This window comes from Micromonospora sp. NPDC049051 (genome assembly GCF_043197575.1).
Lineage (GTDB): Bacteria > Actinomycetota > Actinomycetes > Mycobacteriales > Micromonosporaceae > Micromonospora.
In genome coordinates this window covers 161,383-180,899 of sequence record NZ_JBICTL010000005.1, presented here as the reverse complement: position 1 = coordinate 180,899, position 19,517 = coordinate 161,383, and the positions used below count along the sequence as shown (strand labels likewise).

Sequence of the window (19,517 nt, the reverse complement as noted above, 5' to 3'; positions counted from 1 at the left end):
CGGGCCCTTCGTCGTCGCCTGCCGGGCGAACCGGCGGCGGTCCGGAATCCCTGGCTAGGACACCGGGCCACCGCCGTCGCGGGTGGCGCCAGGACGTGCCCGACTCAGCCGACGGCGGCCAGATCGGTCAGCCGGGCGAGCGATTCCTCCAGGTCGGCGCCGACCCTGCGCAGGCCGAGGCGGAGCAGGGCGGCCTTGACCGGACCGGCCGGCCAGCGTACGACGATGAGTCGCACGATCGTCCCGCCCTCCTCCTCGTCCGCGGTGAGCTGGACGTAGATCTCGGTGCGCGCCTCCGCTCGGGCACCGGCTCCCTTGGCGCGTTCGCGCCAGCCGATCAGGGTCGGCTCCTGGTAGGCGATCACCTCGGCCTCATGCGCCGCGCCACGCCCGGCCTGGACGAGTTGTCGGCGGCCGAAGCCCTCTCCCGAGAGCACCTCGGCCGCACGGACCCCCGCCAGCCAGGCCGGCAACTGCTCGGCCCGCTGCACGACGTCCCAGACCGCTTCCACTGGCGCCATCACGTGCGCACTGCGTTCCACGAGGATCATTTCCGTCTTTCCTCCAGTGAGGACATCCCACGATATCGGCACTCTATGCGCAAATTCGGACGTACCGGGACGGGTTCGGAAAAGACACGCCGAAATCCATTGCGCTACGGCGACGGACGGCCTATGGCGCATCGACCGGTCCGCCCCTAGAGTCGCGAGCACGATTCACGTGTGACGGGAGGGCGCATGTCGACCGCAGCGATGCCCGAGTTCCCCACCGGATTCCGCTGGGGAGTGTCCACCTCCGCCTACCAGATCGAGGGCGGCGCCGACTCCGACGGCCGGGGAGCGTCCATCTGGGACACCTTCGCCCACTCCCCGGGCCGGATCGCCGACGGCAGCACCGGCGACGTGGCCTGCGACCACTACCACCGGCACGCCGAGGACGTCGCGCTGCTGGCCGGGCTGGGCGTCTCGGCGTACCGCTTCTCGATCGCCTGGCCCCGGGTGCGGCCCACCGGCGACGGCCCGGTCAACGCCGCTGGGCTCGACTTCTACGACCGGCTCGTCGACGACCTGCTCGCCCACCGCGTCGACCCGGTCGCCACGCTGTTCCACTGGGACCTGCCCCAGCCGCTGGAGGACGCGGGCGGCTGGCTGAACCGGGACACCGCCCACCGCTTCGCCGAGTACGCCGACGCCACCGCCGCCCGCCTCGGCGACCGGGTGAAGCTCTGGATCACCCTGAACGAGCCGTTCATCCACATGAGCCTCGGCCACGGCACGGGCGAGCACGCCCCCGGCCGGACGCTGCTCTTCGACGCCTTTCCGGTGGCCCACCACCAGCTCCTCGCCCACGGCCTCGCCGTCGCCGCGCTGCGGGCCCGCACCGCGAGCCCGGTCGCCATCGCCAACAACTACTCGCCGGTGCGGGTCGCCGGGAACACCGACGCCGACCAGGCTGCCGCCGGGGCGTACGAGGCGCTGCACAACCGCCTCTTCACCGACCCGCTGTTCGGCCGGGGCTACCCCGCCGAGCTGGGCTTCGACACGAGCGTGGTGCGCGCCGGCGACCTCGACGCGATCGCCGCGCCGATCGACGTGCTGGGGGTCAACTACTACAACCCCACCGGCGTACGCGCCCCGCAGGAGGGCTCACCCCTGCCGTTCGAGTTCGTGCCGCTCGACGGTTACCCGCGCACGGCCTTCGACTGGCCGGTCGCCCCGGACGGGCTGCACGAGCTGCTCGGCTGGCTGCACCGCACCTACGCCGACGACCTGCCGCCGATCCAGATCACCGAGAGCGGCTGCGCGTACGACGACACGCCCGACGCCGACGGCCGGGTGCACGACCCGGAGCGCATCGCCTACCTGGACGGGCACCTGCGCGCGGTACGCGCCGCGATGAACGAGGGCGTCGACGTCACCGGGTACTTCGTCTGGTCGCTGCTGGACAACTGGGAGTGGGCGGAGGGCTTCACCAAGCGCTTCGGACTCGTGCACGTCGACTTCGACACCCAGCTCCGTACGCCCAAGTCCTCGTACGCCTGGCTCCGTGACCTGATCTCCCGGCCGTGACCACCGTCGACCCGACACCCGGATCGCTGCCGGCGGCGCTCGCCGAGCCGACCGCGCCGGTACGGCGGCGCTGGATCGCGCTGCTCTCCGCGGCGAACCTCGGCGTCTGGATGGCGTTCTTCACGCCCATCCAGGTGCTGCTGCCACAGCAGTTGGAGCGGATCGCGCCGGCCGGCAAGGAGACCGCGCTGGCCGTCGTCACCGGCCTCGGCGCGCTCGCCGCCGTGCTCGCCAATCCCCTCGCCGGGGCGCTGTCGGACCGCACCTGCCTGCGGCTGGCCGGGCGGGAGTTCGGCCGGCGGCACGTCTGGACCGCCGGCGGCGCGCTGCTCGGCGCGGCGGCCCTGCTGCTGCTCGCGCAGCAACGCACCGTCGCCGGGGTGGCGCTCGGCTGGGTCGCCGCGCAGGTCTGCCTCAACACGATGCTGGCCAGCCTGACCGCCGCCGTGCCGGACCGGGTGCCGGTCGTCCAGCGGGGCGGCGTCTCCGGCTGGGTCGGCATCCCCCAGGCGCTGGGGCTGGTGCTCGGCGTGGTGCTGGTGACCGCCGTGGTGAGCGGCACCGCCGCCGGCTACGCGGCGGTGGCGGCGGCGGTGCTGCTGCTGGCGCTGCCGTTCGCCCTGCTGACCGCCGACGACCCGCTGCCCCGGGCGCACCGCCCGGCGCTGAGCTGGCGCGCGCTGTTCGCCTCGATGTGGGTCTCGCCGCGCCGCCACCCCGACTTCGGCTGGGCCTGGATCACCCGGTTCCTGGTGCAGCTCGGCAACGCGCTCGGCACGCTGTACCTGCTCTACTTCCTCACCGACGAGGTGCGCCACGCCGACCCTGAGGGCGGCCTGCTGGTGCTGATCCTGCTCTACACGGCCGGCCTCGCGGCCACCACCGTGGTGGCCGGGCGGCTGTCGGACCGCTCCGGCCGGCGCAAGGTCTTCGTCATCGCCTCCGGCGGGATCATGACGGTCGCCGCGCTGCTGCTGGCCGTCGCGCCGGTCTGGCCGGTGGCCGTGGCCGCCGCGCTGCTGCTCGGCGCCGGTTACGGCGTCTACCTGTCGGTGGACGCCGCGCTCATCACCCAGGTGCTGCCCGCCGCGACCGACCGGGCGAAGGACCTGGGCGTGATCAACATCGCCAACTCCGCGCCGCAGGTGCTCGGCCCGGCGATCTCCGCCCCGCTCGTGGTGCACCTCGGCGGCTACCCGGTGCTCTACGCGGTCACCGCCGCGGTGACCGTACTGGGCAGCGTGCTGGTGCTGAAGATCCGCTCGGTGCCCTGAGGCGTACCCCTGGCCGAATCCGGTCGCGCGCCGCCGTAGGCTGGGGGGCGTGACGGTACGTGTGCGCTTCGCCCCCTCCCCGACCGGTATGTTCCACGTCGGCGGTGCCCGCTCGGCGTTGCAGAACTGGATCTACGCCAAGCAGCAGGGCGGGGTGTTCGTGCTCCGCATCGAGGACACCGACGCGGCCCGCAACAAGCCGGAGTGGACCGAGGGCATCCTCTCGGCGCTGGACTGGATCGGCATCGAGCGCGGCAGCTACGAGGGCCCGCACTTCCAGTCGCAGTACGCGGGCGAGCACCGGGCCGCCGCCGCGCGGTTGCAGGAGTCCGGCCGCGCGTACTACTGCGACTGCACCCGGGAGGCCGTGCAGGCGCGTACCGGCTCGCAGTACCAGGGTTACGACGGCTTCTGCCGGGACCGGGGCCTGCCGGCCGGCGAGGGGCGTGCCCTGCGCTTCCGTACGCCGGACGAGGGCGAGACCGTGGTGGTCGACCTGATCCGCGGCGAGCCCACCTTCGAGAACAAGCTCATCGAGGACTTCGTCATCGCCCGGGGTGACGGCTCGCCCGTCTTCCTGCTCGCCAACGTGGTCGACGACATGACCATGGGCATCACCCACGTGATCCGCGCCGAGGAGCACCTGCCCAACACCCCGAAGCAGCAGTTGCTCTGGGAGGCCCTCGGGGTCAAGCCGCCGATCTGGGCGCACGTGCCGGTGGTGGTCAACGAGAAGCGGCAGAAGCTGTCCAAGCGCCGCGACAAGGTGGCCCTGGAGGCGTTCCGGGACGAGGGCTACCTCGCCGCCGCGATGCGCAACTACCTGATGCTGCTCGGCTGGGCGCCCTCGGGCGACCGGGAGATCGTCCCGTGGTCCGTGATCGAGGAGGAGTTCCGGCTCGAGGAGGTCAACCCCTCGCCGGCGTTCTTCGACGAGAAGAAGCTGCGCGCGTTCAACGGCGAGTACATCCGGGCCCTGCCGGTGGAGGAGTTCGTCGAGGCCTGCCGGCCGTGGCTGACGGGCACCGGCACCATCGCCCCGCCGCCCTGGCAGCCGGAGGAGTTCGACGCGGACGCCTTCGCGGCCGTGGCCCCGCTGGCGCAGACCCGGATCGCGGTGCTCAGCGAGATCGTGCCGAACGTCGACTTCCTCTTCCTCGCCTCGCCACTGATCGACGAGGCCGCCTGGGCCAAGGCGATGAAGGAGGGCTCGGCGGAGCTGCTGGACGCGGCCACGGCGGCGTTCGAGGCGCTGGAGTCGTGGGACGCGGAGACGCTCAAGTCGACTCTGGAGGCGGTCGGCGCCGAGCGCGGGCTCAAGCTCGGCAAGGCCCAGGCGCCGGTACGCGTCGCCGTCACCGGCCGTACCGTCGGGCTGCCGCTGTTCGAGTCGCTGGAGGTGCTCGGCCGCGAGCGCACCCTGAGCCGGCTGCGCGCCGCCCGGGTCCGCCTGGTCTGAGCCCGGTCGCCTTCCCGACCGCCACGAGCGCTTCGTCGGGAAGGCGCGGGCGCCGGCGGGCGGCCCGCAGGTCGCCGCGCAGCACGTACCTCCCTCAGCGCCCAGACCGATCGGTCCGGGCGCTGAGCCGTCGGGGGCTCGTGCCGCTCAACGGCCGGCCGAGCGGCGGCGCAGCAGCAGGCCGGCGGCCAGGGCGCCCAGCAGGAGCACGCCGCCGAGCGCCCACAGCCAGCCGCGCCCGCCCGCCTCGTCGCTCTCCTTCGCCGCCGGGACCGCCGCCGTCGGCGAGCCCGTGCCCGCCGGCCCGGGCGCGGCCGAGGTCGGTCCGGTGCCGGTCGACGGCGGTACGGCCGACGCCGGATCGGTCGGGTTGGCGGTGCCGGTCGGCGCCTCGGCGGGGGTGCCGGTGGTCAGGGTGAACCGCACCTCCCCGGAGACCGGGTGCCCGTCGCTGGACGCCAACCGGTAGCCGACGATGTAGAGCCCCGCCGGGCCCGGCTTGAACGGCACGCTCACCCGCGAGCCGGAGAAGGTCGGCGCACCGTCCAGCGCGGCCACGTTGTCCGGTCCGGTCACTGTGATCTTCGTCGTATTCGGGTCGGCCTTGGCGAGGAAGCGCAGCTCGATCTTTGCCGGCGCCTCGGCGATCCGGGCGCCGTCGCGCGGATCACTGCCGGTCAGCGAGTTGTGGGCGGCTGCCGGAGCGGCCGGCAGCAACAACGACACACCGAGCGCCACGCCGACCACCACTGGCCAGGTACGTGCCGTACGTGGGAACCTGCCCCCCATGAACCCCTCCGTAAAGGTACGATCCGCCCGCTGATTCACGGCCACCGTCCATTGGTCGCGCCGGGATCACAGATAGTTCCAATTACTGTTCCACGAGCTGCAACCGATCGACGTTCTGCGCAGTCTTAAAGGGTGGCACCCCGGCACGGGTCCGGTCACCCCCGTCAGCCAATCGACGCGTGACCTGCAGCAAGCCATCCATCGAACGGGGCGAGGAGGCGGCGATGGTCCGAACGATGCGGCGGCTGGTCGCGGTGTTGACGGGCGGGCTCGCGACGGCGATCCTGTCGCTCGGTTCGACGGCGACGGCGACGGCCGCGCCGAAGCCCGCGCCGGCCGGTGTGGAGATCACCGGGGAGGGGCTGACGGACCCGCTGCGGCTGCGCGCCGAGGCCCACCCGGCGCACGTGGTGGCCGTCATCGACCAGGTCAACTTCCTCGGTCGCACGGGGCAGGCCAAGGGCCCGAAGGCGGCCGACCTCGGTCCTAAGTACACGGTCGTGGTGTTCGCCGGCGACGTTCCGAAGCAGACGTACGACCTCTACCCGAAGGCGGTCGGCGGGCCGCGCGTCTTCCGCCCGGCCAAGCAGCCGGACGCCCGCAAGACCGCCGCGGGCTGGTTCCTCGGCCGGCTCAACATGTCCGAGACCCTCCGCACGGCCGGGGTCCCGCTGGAGCGGCAGTTCGACACCGTCAGTGGCGGCGTCGGCGGCGGCGAGCGGGTCATCCCCGAGGACGCCCTGAACCCGGCCAAGGACATCGACGAGGCGCTCGGCGAGTTGCAGCGGCTGCTGCTGCTCAACGTCGCGGTGGTGCTGGTCATCACGTCGGGGCTCGCCGGGATCGCCCTGCTGGTCCGCCGCCGCACCCGCTGACCGACGCCGGTCAGCCGGTCAGCACAAGCGGCCGGTCAGTCGGTCAGCACCAGCGGCGCGGGGGCCGCTCGCGGCGGGTGGCGCGCAGCCGGGGGCGGACCGGCCCGTGCCGGTGCCCACCGGCCCAGCCGGGCAGGTCGCTGCGGCAGCCCTGCGCCGCCGCCGGCTCTACCTCGCCGGCCGGAGCCGGCTCGGGGACGCGCTGCCGGGGAACCGGGACGTCGTCGTCGGGGCGCTCGGGCGCGCGGGCCGGGTGCTCCGGCGCGGGGGCCGGGAACGCGCCGGGCAGCCGGCGGTGCTTGGCTGCCGCCTGCTGCTCCTGGTGGCCCGGCCGGCAGGGCTCGCCCTGGGCGCAGCCGTGCTCGGCCTCCCCATGCGCCATCCCGGTCTCCTCACGCTCGCCCCCACCCCGCCGGGGTCGCTCCGACGGGCCCTGTCACCGTACTGGCCGGCACCGACGGCCCGTGCAGCCGCACCCGGGTCTCCCGGCGCCCGGTCCGGCGGGCGGACCGCCGCCCCGACGGCGAGCAGGATCGCCGCCCGGATGGTGGCCACCGGGCCGGCCCGGCGCGGAAGCGCAGGTCGGTGCGTGTCAGGCTGGGACGGTGAGTGAGCCGGGCGGGACGGAGCTGTCGGCCACGCTGCGCCGGATCGAGCGGGCGGCGGGGGCACTGGCCAGCGCCAGCGTCGCCCGGATGGACGAGGCGCTGCCCTGGTTCCGCGACCTGCCGCCCGACCACCGCTCCTGGGTGATGCTGGTGGCCCAGGCCGGCGCCCGGTCGCTGGTGCAGTGGCTGCGCGACGGTGGCGGCACGGCGGACAGCACCCAGGAGGTCTCGGACGAGGTCTTCGCCACCGCGCCGCAGGCGCTCGCCCGCTCGATCAGCCTCCAGCAGACCGTCGCGCTGGTGAAGGTCATGATCGACGTGGTCGAGGAGCAGGTCTCGCACCTGGCCGCGGAGGGCGAGGAGCAGCAGCTGCGCGAGGCGGTGCTGCGATTCTCCCGGGAGATCGCCTTCGCCGCCGCCCGGGTGTACGCGCGGGCCGCCGAGTCGCGCGGTTCGTGGGACGCCCGGTTGCAGGCGTTGCTGGTGGACGCGCTGCTGCGCGGCGACTCGCCGGACGTGCTGGCGAGCCGGGCGGCGGCGCTCGGCTGGGCGGACGCCCCGCCGGTGGCGGTGGCGGTCGGCCGCTCCCCCGGCGGGGAGGTCTCCGCCGTGCTGCACACCGTCCACCGGCAGGCCCGGCGCATCGGCACGGAGGTGATCGGCGGGGTGCACGGCGACCGGCTGGTCATCGTGCTCGGCGGCGCGGCCGACCCGGTCGCGGCCACCGGCAAGCTGCTCGGCGCGTTCGGTGACGGCCCGGTGGTGGTCGGCCCGGCCGTGCCGAGTCTGGACGAGGCGACCGAGTCGGCCCGCGCCGCATTGGCCGGCTTCCGGGCCGCCCCGGCCTGGCCGACCGCGCCCCGGCCGGTGCCGGCGGACGACCTGCTGCCGGAGCGGGCGCTGGCCGGGGACGCGGAGGCCCGCCGACGGCTGCGGCACGACGTCTACGCCGCGCTGGTGCGCTCCGGCGGGGAACTGCTGGAGACCCTCGACGCCTTCTTCGCGGCGGCCGGCACGCTGGAGAGCGCCGCGCGGTCCCTCTTCGTCCACCCGAACACGGTGCGTTACCGGCTGCGGCGCGTCTCCGACGTCACCGGCTTCTCGCCGCTGGCGGCGCGGGACGCGTTCGCGCTCCAGGTGGCCCTCACCGTCGGCCGGCTCGATCCGGTGGCCCCGCCAGCACCGAACCCGGCAATGACCTCAAACCTTGGCAAAACGCCACACACAGGTGATGATCGCCGCCGATTTTTGTAGGATTCCTCCAAAGGTTCTAGTGCGGTTTGGTCGGAGGCGGCACAGCGCTACCCGCCCGTATCCGGGAGAGTCATAGACGTGCTCGCCGTACTCTCGCCCGGCCAGGGTTCCCAGAAACCCGGCTTCCTGACTCCCTGGCTGGACCTCGCCGGTGCCGACGCGCGCCTGCGCTGGTGGTCGGCGCTGGCGGGGGTCGACCTGGTGCACCTCGGCAGCACGGCCAACGCGGACGAGATCAGGGACACGGCCCGCACCCAGCCACTGCTGGTCGCCGCCGCGCTGCTGGCCGCCGAGCACCTGCCGATGTACGACGTCACGCTCACCGCCGGCCACAGCGTGGGCGAGTTGAGCGCGGCGGCGCTCGGCGGGGTGCTCCCGGCGGAGGCGGCGATCACCCTGGCCGGCGTACGCGGTCGGGAGATGGCCGCGGCCTGCGCGCTGGAGCCCACCGGGATGGCCGCCGTGCTGGGCGGGGACCCGGACGAGGTGCTCGCCTCGATCACCGCACACGGGCTGCACCCGGCCAACCGCAACGGCGCCGGCCAGTTCGTCGCCGCCGGCTCCGTCGAGGGGCTGGGGAAGCTCGCCGCCGAGCCACCGGCGAAGGCCCGGGTGCTCCGCCTGAAGGTGGCCGGCGCCTTCCACACCCCGTACATGGCCCCCGCCGAGACGGCACTGGCCGCCGTGGCCGCCGGGATCACCCCGGGCGACCCGACCCGGATCCTGCTGTCGAACCTCGACGGCGCCGCGGTCGACCACGGGCGCGACATGGTGCAGCGCCTGGTCCGCCAGGTCACCGCGCCGGTGCGCTGGGACCTCTGCATGCGTACGCTGGCCGACCTCGGGGTGACCGGCGTGATCGAGCTGCCCCCGGCCGGCACCCTCGCGGGCCTGCTGAAGCGGGAGCTGAAGGAGACCGGCGTCCCGGAGATCGTCACCCTGAACACCCCGGACGACCTGCCCGCCGCCCGGGACCTGATCGCCCGGCACGGGATGGCGCCGAGCCACGAGCCGACCATGCACTTCCGCGTGGTGGTGGCCCCCTCGGCCGGCACCTTCGAACCGTCCCGGGAGCTGGCCGAGGGTGACCCGCTGCGCGCCGGGCAGGTCGTCGGCCACGTGGCCACCCGGCAGGGGCCGGTCGAGGTGACCGCGAACGGCAGCGGGGTACTCACCGAGTGGCTCGCCCACCACGACGACCCGGTCGCGCCGGGCCAACCGCTCGTCCGCATCGGAGGACACGCATGACCGGCAGCCGGATCGTCGCGCTGGGCCACTACCAGCCCTCCCGGGTGGTCACCAACGACGACATCGCCCAACTGGTCGAGACCAACGACGAGTGGATCCGGGACCGGGTCGGCATCGTCACCAGGCGGATCGCCGACAGCGAGACGGTCGCCGACATGGCCACCGCCGCCGCCGGCAAGGCGCTGGCCAACTCCGGGCTCACCGCCGCCGACATCGACCTGGTCGTGGTCGCGACGTGCAGCTCCGCCGACCGCAGCCCCAACGTGGCCTGCCGGGTCGCCGCGAAGCTCGGCATCACGGCGCCCGGGGCGTTCGACCTCAACACGGCCTGCTCCGGCTTCGCGTACGCGCTGGGCACCGTCGACCACGCCATCCAGGCCGGCGCCTCGCGCAACGCCCTGGTCATCGGCGCGGAGAAGCTGTCCGACATCGTCGACTGGACGGACCGCTCCACCTGCATCATCTTCGCCGACGGCGCGGGTGCGGCCGTGGTGTCGGCAGTCGCCGACGGCGAGCCCGCCGGGGTCGGCCCGGTGGTCTGGGGCTCGGTGCCGGAGCGGGGCGACGCCGTACGGATCGAGGGCTGGCGCCCGTACATCCAGCAGGAGGGACAGTCGGTCTTCCGCTGGGCCACCACGGAGCTGGCGCCGCTGGCCCGGCTGGCGTGCGAGCGCGCCGGGGTGGACCCCTCGGAGCTGGCGGCCTTCGTACCGCACCAGGCCAACGCGCGGATCATCGACGGCATCGTCAAGCGGCTCGGCATCCCGAACGCGATCGTCGCCAAGGACATCGTCGAGTCCGGCAACACGTCGGCGGCGAGCGTGCCGCTGGCCCTGTCCAAGCTGGTCGAGCGGCGGGAGGTGCCGTCCGGCGCCCCGGTGCTGCTCTTCGGCTTCGGCGGCGGCCTGACCTACGCCGGTCAGGTCGTCCGCTGCCCCTGAGAAGCCCCTCCGGCCGCCGCGCCGGGGAGTGACGGCCGGCGTCGTCGGCCGTCGAACGAACCACGATGAGAGGAACCAACCGCAATGACCCGTGACGAGATCACCGCCGGCCTCGCCGAGATCCTCGAAGAGGTTGCCGGGGTGAGCCCGGACGACGTGGCCGAGGGGAAGTCCTTCACCGACGACCTGGACGTCGACTCGCTCTCCATGGTGGAGGTCGTGGTGGCGGCCGAGGAGAAGTTCGGCGTCAAGATCCCGGACAACGAGGTGCAGAACCTGAAGACCGTCGGGGACGCCGTCAGCTACATCGAGGCGCAGTCCTGATCATGGCTCACACCGACGTCGTCGTCACCGGGCTCGGCGCGACCACCCCGCTGGGCGGGGACGTCGCGTCGACCTGGGACGCCATGCTCGCCGGCCGCTCCGGGGTGGGTCCGCTCACCCAGGAGTGGGCCGAGCAACTGCCGGTCCGGATCGCCGCCCAGCTCGCGGTCGAGCCCACCGGCCTGCTGGACCGGGTCAAGCTCCGCCGGCTCGACCGTTCCGAGGCCATCGCGATCATCGCGGCGCAGCAGGCCTGGGCCGACTCCGGCCTGGCCGACTCCGGGCTGGACCCGGAGCGGCTGGGCGTCAGCGTCGGCTCCGGCATCGGCGGCGCGCTGACGCTGCTCGCCCAGGACGACATCCTGGAGGCGTCCGGTCCACGGCGGGTCTCGCCGCACACCATCCCGATGCTGATGCCGAACGGCCCCGCCGCCTGGGTGGGGCTGGAGCTGGGCGCGAAGGCGGGGGTGCACTCCGTGGCCAGCGCCTGCGCGACCGGCGCGGAGGCGCTCGCGCTCGGCATGGACATGATCCGTGCCGGCCGGGCCGACGTGGTGGTGGCCGGCGGCACCGAGGCGGTCATCCACCAGCTGCCGATCGCCGGCTTCAGCTCGATGCGGGCGATGTCGACCCGCAACGACGAGCCGGAGCGGGCCTCCCGGCCGTGGGACAAGGGCCGCGACGGCTTCGTGCTCGGTGAGGGCGCGGGCATCCTGGTGCTGGAACGGGCGGAGCACGCCGCCGCCCGGGGCGCCCGGGTCTACGCCCGCCTGGCCGGCGCCGGGCTCACCTCCGACGGCTACGACATCGTCCAGCCACACCCGGAGGGTGAGGGGGCGATCCGGGCGATCGCGAAGGCCATCGCGGACGCCGACGTGGCCCGGGCGGACATCGTGCACGTCAACGCGCACGCCACGTCGACGCCGGTCGGCGACGTCGCGGAGATCACCGCGCTGCGGGCGGCGCTGGGCGACCACCCGGTGCTGACCTCGACCAAGTCGATGTCCGGTCACCTGCTGGGCGCGGCGGGCGCGCTGGAGTCGATCGCCACCATCCTGGCGATCCGCGACGGCGTCGTGCCGCCGACGATCAACCTCGACGACCCGGACGAGGGGCTCAGCCTGGACGTGGCCGCCAACGAGGCACGCCGCATGGACATCCCCGCCGCGCTCAACAACTCGTTCGGCTTCGGCGGCCACAACGTGGCTCTCGTCTTCACGCGGGCCTGAGACCACAGCCATGGAGGCTCACGTGACCACCACCGCCGTTGGCGTGGACCCGTCTTCCGGCGTCGACCACCGCGACCCGGAGGTCCGGCTCCGGGCGCTGTTCGACGCAGGGTCGTTGCGGCTGTCGGTGCCGCGCGACACCTCGGGCGTGCTGTGGGCGCGGGGTGAGATCGAGGGTTCGCCGGTCGTCGCGTACGCCACCGACGCGACGCGGATGGGCGGGGCGATGGGCACCGAGGGGTGCCGGCACGTCGTGGACGCGATCGACACCGCCGTACGCGAGCGGGTGCCGGTGGTGGGGTTGTGGCACTCGGGCGGGGCGCGGTTGGCCGAGGGCGTGGTGGCCCTGGACGCGGTGGGCCAGGTGTTCGCGGCGATGGTACGGGCCTCGGGGCGGGTGCCGCAGATCTCGACGGTGCTGGGGCCGGCGGCCGGCGGGGCCGCGTACGGGCCGGCGCTGACCGACATCGTGGTGATGAGCGGCGCGGGACGGATCTTCGTGACCGGCCCGGAGGTGGTCCGCAGCGTCACCGGCGAGCAGGTCGACATGGCGCGCCTCGGCGGGCCGGAGCCGCACGGCCGCCGCTCCGGGGTGGTCCACGTGACCTGCCCCGACGACGAGTCGGCGATCGCCGAGTCGCGCAAGCTCGCGGCACTGCTGGGCCGCCAGGGCCGGCTGTCGCCCGACGACGTCTCCGCCCAGGGCGAGGACGGGCACGACCTGGCGGCGAAGATGCCGGTGGAGACGAACCGGGCCTACGACGTCAAGCCGGTGGTCAGGGCGCTGCTGGACGCTCCCGGAGTGGAGTTACACGCCAAGTGGGCGCCGAACGTCGTGACCACCCTGGGTCGCTTCGCCGGGCGTACCGTCGGCGTCATCGCGAACAACCCGCTGCGCCTGGGTGGCTGCCTGGACGCCTCCAGCGCCGAGAAGGCCGCCCGGTTCGTACGCATGTGCGACTCCCTCGGCGTGCCGCTGATCGTCCTGGTCGACGTGCCCGGCTACCTGCCCGGCCTCGGGCAGGAGTGGGACGGCGTCGTCCGGCGCGGCGCGAAACTCCTGCACGCCTTCGCCGAGGCCGTCGTGCCCCGGGTCACCCTGGTCACCCGCAAGGCCTACGGCGGGGCGTACATCGCGATGAACTCCCGCTCCCTGGGCGCCAGCGCCGTGTTCGCCTGGCCGCACGCCGAGGTCGCCGTCATGGGCGCCAGCGCGGCCGTCAACATCCTGCACCGCAAGAAGCTGGCCGCCGTCCCCGCCGAGGAGCGCGAGGCGCTGCGCGCGCAACTCGTCGAGGAGCAGATCCGCGTCGCGGGCGGCGTGAACCGGGCCCTCGAGATCGGCGTCGTCGACGACGTCATCACCCCGGCCGAGACCCGCCGCCGCATCGCCGAGGCCCTCGCCGCCGCCCCGGCCGCACGAGGCGCCCACGGCAACATCCCCCTCTAGGGCGACCACGGCACGACGTACCGCCGGAAGGGCCCGCGCTCACCCGAGCGCGGGCCCTTCCGCGTCGCCCGGCCCGCGCGGACCTTGGGCGGTCGTCGAAGGCCCACGGCGGGCCGGGGCGACGCCCGGCGGCGTCGGCCCGGTTGCGGGAGAGGGCGCGGGTGAGCTCGCTCAGCCCCGGTTGCGGGGGTGCTGGCGGGCGGCGCGCTCGTTGCCCCGGCGGTAGTTGCCGGTCCACCGGGCCATGACGAGCTGCGGGTCGTCGTCGACCTCGGCGAGGAACTCCGCCGCCCGGCCGCCGCGCAGGGTGCCCGCCGCCCGACCGCGGTGGGTGATCACCACGGTGCCGTCCGACCGCTCGACGTACGCGAAACCCTCTGCCGTTCCCATGGGCGCCGAGGATGCCAGGCGGAGCGCTTGGACGCGACCCGGTTTTCCTGCTCGCAGCGGTGACCATACCGGCTTGACGGTGCTCCTCCGTGTCGCTTTGATGAGCCGGCCCATCGTCAACGGGGGAAACGGACAACCATGCGACGTACCACCCGCGCCGCCGTGCTCGCGGCGCTCACCATCGGACTCGCCGGCGGCTGCGCCGACGGCAAGGAGTCGCCGTCGGTCGGCGGCTCCCCGTCGGCCTCGCCGAGCGTCACCGCCTCCCCGGTGACGCCCGGACCGCCCTGGCACGACGAGGTGGCGGCTGCCGCCGCCGGCACCACGGTCGGCAAGAAGGGCACGCCCTGCGAACTGCCCGTCACCTTCTCGGTGCCGGCGAAGTGGAAGGTCAAGGCGGTACGGAGTTCGAAGGAGTTCGGCGAGGCCCGCCTCGGCAAGGCCCTCATGCTGTGCGAGATCGACGCCCGGCCGGCCGGCGCCATCGGGTTCCTGCGGGTGTGGCGGGTCGACGGGGTCGCCGGCGGCGCCGAGGCGCACCTGAAGCACTTCCTCGACGCGTACTCGCCGAAGGCGGCGGACGCGGAGTACCGACGGCTCAAGGCCGGCACCCTCGACGCCGTCGAGGCCAGCTACCCCAGGAAGGACGGCGGCGCGGTCGGCGACCGGGCCGTCGCGGTCTCCTCCCTCTACGGGCCGGTCGTGCTGAGCCTGGACACTCCGGAACCCACGGAGCTGCTGCCGGCGTACCAGTTGGTGAAGCAGTCGGCCCGGATCAACCGGGACTGAGGCGCTCAGGCACCGCAGGTCGTGGCGGGCAGGCCGGTCACCGGCACCGGGGACCGGCCGCCCGGGCGGGCCTTGCCGGCCAGCACCCCGGCGAGGGCGGTCATCGACGCCCGGCTGGACGAGTAGGTCGCGAGCAGGGTCGGCGACTTGGCCTTCGCCAGCACGTACGGGGTGTCCATGGCGACCGTGACGGCGGCGTCGGCGCGCAGGTCGCCGGCGCCGTCGCCGTACCCGACGAGGTGCACCACCGTGCCGCCGCTGGCCACCACCTCGACGCCGGCCGCCTTGAGCGCCTCGGCCAGCGCCGCCCGGGTGTGCTCGCGCCCGCCGGAGGCGGTCACGGTCACCGGGCCCCGGACGCCGCCGCCGCAGGAGCCCCGCAGTACGGTCACCGCCGCCGCGGCCAGGTCCTCCGCCGCCTTGCGGTGCGCCGCGCCGCCCAGCGTGGACAGCTCCGGCGTGGGCCGGTCCGCCAGCTTGAACTTCATCGTCAGCACCCGGGTGGCGGCCTCGACGAGTCGGGGCCTGGGCAGCGAGCCGTCGCGGAGCGCGGCGAGCAGCCCGTCGTACGCCTGGCGGACGTTCGGCGGCATCAGGATCAGGTCGTTGCCCGCCTTCAGCGCCCGTACGGCGGCCTCCCCCGGCGACCAGCGTTTGGCCGGCGGCATGTTCATCCCGTCGGTGATCACCACCCCCTGGAAGCCGAGCTGTCCGCGGAGCACGTCGGTGAGCAGCTTGCGCGAGAAGGTCGCCGCGGTGCCCGGGTCCACCGACCGCGCGTCGAGGTGGGCGGACATCACGGCCATCGCACCCGCGTCGAAGGCGGCGGAGAAGGGCGGCCACGCCCCGGTCTCCAGCGTCCGGCGGGACTGGGTGAGCACCGGCAGACCCTCGTGGGAGTCGTCGGCGCTGTGCCCGTGCCCGGGGAAGTGCTTGACGGTGGCCGCGACGCCTGCGGCCTGCAACCCTCGGACCGCGCCCGCGACCTGCCCCGCCGTCACCTTCGGGTCCGCCCCGTACGACCGGGAGCCGATCACGGTGCTGCGGGTGGCGAGCACGTCGGCGACGGGGGCGAAGTCGAGGTTGATCCCCATCGCGGCGAGTTCGGCACCGGCGGCCCGCCAGGCGGCCTCGGTCAGCTCCGGCCTCCCGGCGGCGCCGGCGGCGAGGGCGCTGGGCAGCAGCGTCACGCCCTCGGTGATCCGGGTGACCACGCCGTACTCCTGGTCGGTGCCGATCAGGAAGGGCGCCGGCGCGGCGGGGAGCCGGCCGGCTGCCGCGCGCAGGCCGTCGGTCAACGCGCGAACCTGCTTCGGGTTGTCGACGTTGGTCGTCTCCTGGTTGCCCTTGGTGGGGTCGTCGGCGCTGAAGCCGACCAGGATCAGCCCGCCGAGCCGGTACTTCTCGACCATCTGGGCGGGGGTGTCCACTCCGGCCAGCGCCTGGTTGCCGGCGGCCGAGCCGGGCGAGACCTTGGTGGCCGCGTCGCCGTAGGCGTACGGCATGAGCACCTGGCCGACGAGGTCCTCGTCGGCCAGCGAGCCGACCAGGGCGGCGGCGCGGGCGGCGGGGTCGGCGCCGGGGATGCTCGCGGCGGGTGTCGGCGTGCCCGCCTGGGCGGCGGCGCTGGTCGGCGCCGGGTCGGGGCGGCGCGGCGCCGGCTCGGAGCACCCGGAGACGAGCAACGCGGTCAGGGCGGCGAGCGCGACGCCGGCACGTCGCGGGGTAGTCGACACGCGGCCCATCCCACCAGTTCACCTGTTATCGGGGCAACTTGACCTTCACCCGTCAGGGCGAGTCGTTCCCGGTCCGGGGTGGGGTGTCAGCCGACCCGGGTGAGCAGGGTCACCGGAGCGCCGTCGCCGGCGTACCGGTAGGGCTCCAGTTCGGCGTCCCACGCCGTGCCGAGCGCCTTGTCGAGGGCGTGCGCGAGGGCCTCCGGCGCCCGCGCGCCAGCCATGATGCTGCGCAGCCGGTCCTCGCCCAACTGGATGTCGCCGGCCGCCCCGACGGTCGCCCGGAACAGGCCGCGGCCGGGCACGTGCATGAAGCGCTCGCCGTCGGCGCCGGGGCTGGGTTCCTCGGTCACCTCGAAACGGATCATGGGCCACTGCCGGAGGGCAGCAGCCAGCTCGGCGCCCGTCCCCGGGCGACCGGTCCACCCGCACTCGGCCCGGCGGGCGCCGGGATCGACGGGCTGAGCCGTCCACTGCAGGTTGACCGGCGCGGCGAGGACGCGCGCGATCGCCCACTCGACGTGTGAGGACACGGCGAGCGGGGTCGAGTGGACGTATACGACGCCACGCGTTGGCACGGTGACCTCCCGGAGAGCGAGGTGCGTCTTCCCCTACGACCTCGACCACCCGAGTGGTTGCTGGAACACATGATGACTGCTGTGACGGATGATGCGCCAGGGAATCGGAAAATTCGCGGGTCGGAATAGTCGGACGGGTCCCCCCGGTTGACCCCTCACGACGCGGTGACCAGCCAGCGGATCGTGTCGTGTACAGTTCCATCGGCGGCTTGTGCCGCGCACATCTTCGCGGGCACATCCATCAGGGTGGCGCCCGCACAGCCCCCGGACGTTTCGTCCTCCCGTACGTCTTGCAAGGAGTACCTCCGTGGCGAGCAACACCTCTAAGACCGCGCGCGCGTCAGTCCGGGCCGGCCAGGCTGGCCAGGGTGGCGCCCTCAGCGTGCTGGGCGAGTTCAAGTACCTCATCCCGCTCAACGGCGGCAAGCACGCCTACGTGCGGAACCTGACCAACGGCAAGACCGCGCACCTGCGCACCGACTCCGAGGCCTTCGTCGAGGAGATCCGGGTGCTGGCCGCCGCCGGCCACGCCGCGAAGATCCGGGCCGAGCTCAACACCCTCAACGCCACCCACCCGGGTGACGGCTGGGACGCCACCGAGAAGCGCCTCGTCGAGGCCGGCGTCTTCGAGGGCTGACCTCCCCTCGCACGCGAACACGACAGCCCGCCGGGGACCCCCGGCGGGCTGTCGCGCGTTACCGCCCCGTTTTCCACTCCGTTGATCATGAAGTCGTTGCCCTCCACCCCGGCGTGTCGCGACAACAACTTCATGATCAACGCAGGTGAGCTCTCCTACGGCTCCAGGAGGGTCACCTCGCCGGTGGCCAGGTCGTAGAGGGCGCCGACGACCGCCAGCCGGCCGGCGGCGACCTGGGCGGCGAACAGGTCGTCGGCGCGCAGGGCGGCCACCGTACGGAGCACGTGCCGCCGGACCGCCAGCGGATGCACCGCCGGGTCGTCGACGCCCACCTCGGTCACCGCAGGGGCGATCCGGTCGACGAGGTGGGCCAGCGCGCCGCCCGGCGACCGCCCGCCGCGCAACGTCTCCACCGCCGAGGCCACCGCGCCGCACCGCTCGTGCCCGAGCACCATCACCAGCGGCACGCCCAGTTCACCGACCACGTACTCGATGGAGCCGAGCACCGCCCGGTCGAGCACGTGCCCGCCGGTGCGGATCACGCAGATCGAGCCGAAGGTCTGATCGAAGATCGCCTCCAGCGGCACCCGCGAGTCGATGCAGCCGAGCAGCACCGCGTACGGCTGCTGGTCGCCCGAGGCCGCAGCGGCGGCGGCGGTGACGTCGTGGCCGTGGATCGGCTGGCCGCTGACGAAGCGGCGGTTGCCGGCGAGCAGCTCGGCCAGCGCGGTCCGGGGCGACCCCATGGTTCCCAGCTTCGCGGGCCCACCGCGCGCCCGGGGCGGGTTACGAATCTTCTCACCGGCACGGTTGTCGTGGTCTCATGGCGGGTAGCCGGTGTTACCACCGGGTATCCCCGGTGTTGCGGTTCCGCGCGGCCCTGGGGAGGTGACGATGCCGGAGCACGTCGAGGTACGTCTTCCCGACGACGTACGCCTGCACGTCGAGGCGGCCGGACCGGCCGACGCCGAGGTCACCGTCGTGCTGCTGCACGGCTGGACGCTGGACGGGCGGGCCTGGCACCGGCAGGTCGCCGACCTGCGGGAACGCTTCGACGACGCGGTACGGGTGGTGACCTACGACGCCCGCGGCCACGGCCGGTCGAGCTGCATGCCACTGCCCACCGCCACCCTGGCGCAGCTCGGCGACGACCTCGCCGCCGTGCTGGACGAGGTGGCCCCGACCGGCCGGCTCGTGCTGGTCGGCCACTCGATGGGCGGCATGACGATCATGGAGTACGCGCACCGCCACCCCGGGCACTTCGCCGCCCGGGCGGCCGGGCTGGTCTTCGTCTCCACGACCGCCGAGGGCCACACGCACACCGTCTACGGCCTCTCGCCCCGGATCGCCCGGTTGATCCGGCTCGCCGAGACCACCGGGGCCGGCGTACTGGCCCGGTGCGGGTCCTGGCGGCCACCCCGGGCACTGCTGCGGGCGCTGCGCCCCAGCATCCGCTGGATGCTCTTCGGTGACCGCTGCGATCCGCACGACATCCGGCTGGTCACCTCGGCGGTGGCCCGCGCCTCGCTGCGCTCGATCGGCGGCTTCCGCGCCTCCATCGGGGCGCAGCACCGGCTGGACACCCTCGCCGCGCTGGCCCACCTGCCGGCGGCTGCCCTGGTCGGCGACCGGGACCGGCTCACCCCGCCGCCCTGCGCCGAGTCGATCGCCGCCGCACTGCCGGCGACCGAGCTGACCGTCTGCCCGGGTGCGGGGCACATGCTGATGATGGAACGCCCCGACGACGTCAACACGGCGCTGGGCGGCGTGCTCCGGCGCGTACTCGCCGCCGCCGGGTCCGGCGCCACCGCCGCCTCCCGGGCGGACTGACCCGCACCCCCGACAGCGCCGCCGGGCGTGACGCGGC

At 74.1% G+C, this 19,517-nt stretch carries 20 protein-coding genes; 13 read left to right on the top strand and 7 right to left on the bottom strand.

The features are described from left to right. Positions 1 to 104 precede the first annotated feature (104 nt). On the bottom strand, positions 105 to 551 hold the full coding sequence (locus tag ACGFIR_RS21975; protein WP_091104367.1) for an SRPBCC family protein: 447 nt from the start codon (positions 549 to 551) through the stop codon (positions 105 to 107). A 186-nt stretch (positions 552 to 737) separates the two neighbouring features. Here ACGFIR_RS21975 and ACGFIR_RS21970 point away from each other — a divergent pair, with 186 nt between their 5' ends. Genes ACGFIR_RS21970 through gltX form a run of 3 tightly spaced genes read left to right on the top strand, consistent with a single transcriptional unit; the run spans position 738 to position 4,802 of the window. Beyond that, positions 738 to 2,069, top strand: a complete 1,332-nt coding sequence (locus tag ACGFIR_RS21970) for a GH1 family beta-glucosidase (RefSeq protein ID WP_393146822.1) — start codon at positions 738 to 740, stop codon at positions 2,067 to 2,069. Beyond that, a complete protein-coding gene (locus ACGFIR_RS21965; protein WP_393146820.1) occupies positions 2,066 to 3,343 on the top strand; it encodes an MFS transporter in 1,278 nt (425 codons plus the stop codon). The genes ACGFIR_RS21970 and ACGFIR_RS21965 overlap by 4 nt, the downstream gene beginning before the upstream one ends. 49 nt (positions 3,344 to 3,392) lie before the next feature. Continuing rightward, the gene (gene gltX / locus ACGFIR_RS21960) at positions 3,393 to 4,802 is read left to right on the top strand and encodes a glutamate--tRNA ligase (protein ID WP_393146818.1); all 1,410 of its coding nucleotides are present in this window, start codon (positions 3,393 to 3,395) and stop codon (positions 4,800 to 4,802) included. A gap of 147 nt (positions 4,803 to 4,949) precedes the next feature. On the opposite strand, the gene ACGFIR_RS21955 is transcribed toward gltX, so the two are convergent. Further along, positions 4,950 to 5,540: a copper resistance protein CopC gene (locus tag ACGFIR_RS21955; RefSeq protein WP_393146816.1), complete on the bottom strand. Its 591-nt coding sequence runs from the start codon at positions 5,538 to 5,540 to the stop codon at positions 4,950 to 4,952. A 275-nt stretch (positions 5,541 to 5,815) separates the two neighbouring features. Here ACGFIR_RS21955 and ACGFIR_RS21950 point away from each other — a divergent pair, with 275 nt between their 5' ends. Then, positions 5,816 to 6,466 (top strand): hypothetical protein, encoded by a 651-nt coding sequence (locus ACGFIR_RS21950; RefSeq protein WP_393001805.1) that lies wholly within the window; start codon positions 5,816 to 5,818, stop codon positions 6,464 to 6,466. A 43-nt stretch (positions 6,467 to 6,509) separates the two neighbouring features. Here ACGFIR_RS21950 and ACGFIR_RS21945 read toward each other — a convergent pair whose 3' ends face one another. After that, positions 6,510 to 6,848, bottom strand: a complete 339-nt coding sequence (locus tag ACGFIR_RS21945; protein ID WP_393001803.1) for a hypothetical protein — start codon at positions 6,846 to 6,848, stop codon at positions 6,510 to 6,512. Positions 6,849 to 7,071: 223 nt separating this feature from the next. Here ACGFIR_RS21945 and ACGFIR_RS21940 point away from each other — a divergent pair, with 223 nt between their 5' ends. The 6 genes from ACGFIR_RS21940 (at position 7,072) to ACGFIR_RS21915 (ending at position 13,520) form a co-directional block, all read left to right on the top strand. Further along, positions 7,072 to 8,328, top strand: coding sequence for a PucR family transcriptional regulator (locus tag ACGFIR_RS21940; protein ID WP_393001801.1), 1,257 nt, complete (start codon positions 7,072 to 7,074; stop codon positions 8,326 to 8,328). Positions 8,329 to 8,406: 78 nt separating this feature from the next. After that, positions 8,407 to 9,576: an acyltransferase domain-containing protein gene (locus ACGFIR_RS21935; RefSeq protein ID WP_393146814.1), complete on the top strand. Its 1,170-nt coding sequence runs from the start codon at positions 8,407 to 8,409 to the stop codon at positions 9,574 to 9,576. Continuing rightward, positions 9,573 to 10,517 (top strand): beta-ketoacyl-ACP synthase III, encoded by a 945-nt coding sequence (locus tag ACGFIR_RS21930; RefSeq protein ID WP_393001797.1) that lies wholly within the window; start codon positions 9,573 to 9,575, stop codon positions 10,515 to 10,517. Before ACGFIR_RS21935 ends, ACGFIR_RS21930 begins: the two co-directional genes overlap by 4 nt. 84 nt (positions 10,518 to 10,601) lie before the next feature. Further along, positions 10,602 to 10,841, top strand: coding sequence for an acyl carrier protein (locus ACGFIR_RS21925; RefSeq protein WP_013735281.1), 240 nt, complete (start codon positions 10,602 to 10,604; stop codon positions 10,839 to 10,841). A gap of 2 nt (positions 10,842 to 10,843) precedes the next feature. Beyond that, positions 10,844 to 12,070: a beta-ketoacyl-ACP synthase II gene (gene fabF / locus ACGFIR_RS21920; RefSeq protein WP_393001796.1), complete on the top strand. Its 1,227-nt coding sequence runs from the start codon at positions 10,844 to 10,846 to the stop codon at positions 12,068 to 12,070. Positions 12,071 to 12,080: 10 nt separating this feature from the next. Continuing rightward, positions 12,081 to 13,520 (top strand): acyl-CoA carboxylase subunit beta, encoded by a 1,440-nt coding sequence (locus ACGFIR_RS21915; protein WP_393001794.1) that lies wholly within the window; start codon positions 12,081 to 12,083, stop codon positions 13,518 to 13,520. Between the two features lie 171 nt (positions 13,521 to 13,691). Here ACGFIR_RS21915 and ACGFIR_RS21910 read toward each other — a convergent pair whose 3' ends face one another. Beyond that, a complete protein-coding gene (locus ACGFIR_RS21910) occupies positions 13,692 to 13,910 on the bottom strand; it encodes a hypothetical protein (RefSeq protein WP_393001792.1) in 219 nt (72 codons plus the stop codon). 138 nt (positions 13,911 to 14,048) lie between these two features. Between ACGFIR_RS21910 and ACGFIR_RS21905 the strand changes: the two genes are divergently transcribed. Continuing rightward, positions 14,049 to 14,699: a lipoprotein gene (locus tag ACGFIR_RS21905; RefSeq protein ID WP_393001790.1), complete on the top strand. Its 651-nt coding sequence runs from the start codon at positions 14,049 to 14,051 to the stop codon at positions 14,697 to 14,699. A 5-nt stretch (positions 14,700 to 14,704) separates the two neighbouring features. Here the strand turns inward: ACGFIR_RS21905 and ACGFIR_RS21900 are convergent, their stop codons facing one another. Both ACGFIR_RS21900 and ACGFIR_RS21895 read right to left on the bottom strand, forming a co-directional pair. Next, positions 14,705 to 16,444 (bottom strand): glycoside hydrolase family 3 protein, encoded by a 1,740-nt coding sequence (locus ACGFIR_RS21900; protein WP_393146812.1) that lies wholly within the window; start codon positions 16,442 to 16,444, stop codon positions 14,705 to 14,707. Between the two features lie 77 nt (positions 16,445 to 16,521). Then, positions 16,522 to 17,013: a DUF3145 domain-containing protein gene (locus tag ACGFIR_RS21895; RefSeq protein WP_393001786.1), complete on the bottom strand. Its 492-nt coding sequence runs from the start codon at positions 17,011 to 17,013 to the stop codon at positions 16,522 to 16,524. 307 nt (positions 17,014 to 17,320) lie between these two features. On the opposite strand from ACGFIR_RS21895, the gene ACGFIR_RS21890 reads away from it, so the two are divergent. Further along, positions 17,321 to 17,650 (top strand): hypothetical protein, encoded by a 330-nt coding sequence (locus ACGFIR_RS21890; protein WP_091104338.1) that lies wholly within the window; start codon positions 17,321 to 17,323, stop codon positions 17,648 to 17,650. A 155-nt stretch (positions 17,651 to 17,805) separates the two neighbouring features. Here ACGFIR_RS21890 and ACGFIR_RS21885 read toward each other — a convergent pair whose 3' ends face one another. Then, complete coding sequence (locus ACGFIR_RS21885; protein WP_393146810.1) at positions 17,806 to 18,396, bottom strand: carbonic anhydrase; 591 nt, start codon at positions 18,394 to 18,396, stop codon at positions 17,806 to 17,808. A 148-nt stretch (positions 18,397 to 18,544) separates the two neighbouring features. Between ACGFIR_RS21885 and ACGFIR_RS21880 the strand changes: the two genes are divergently transcribed. Continuing rightward, positions 18,545 to 19,480, top strand: coding sequence for an alpha/beta fold hydrolase (locus tag ACGFIR_RS21880; protein ID WP_393001782.1), 936 nt, complete (start codon positions 18,545 to 18,547; stop codon positions 19,478 to 19,480). Positions 19,481 to 19,517: the final 37 nt, after the last annotated feature.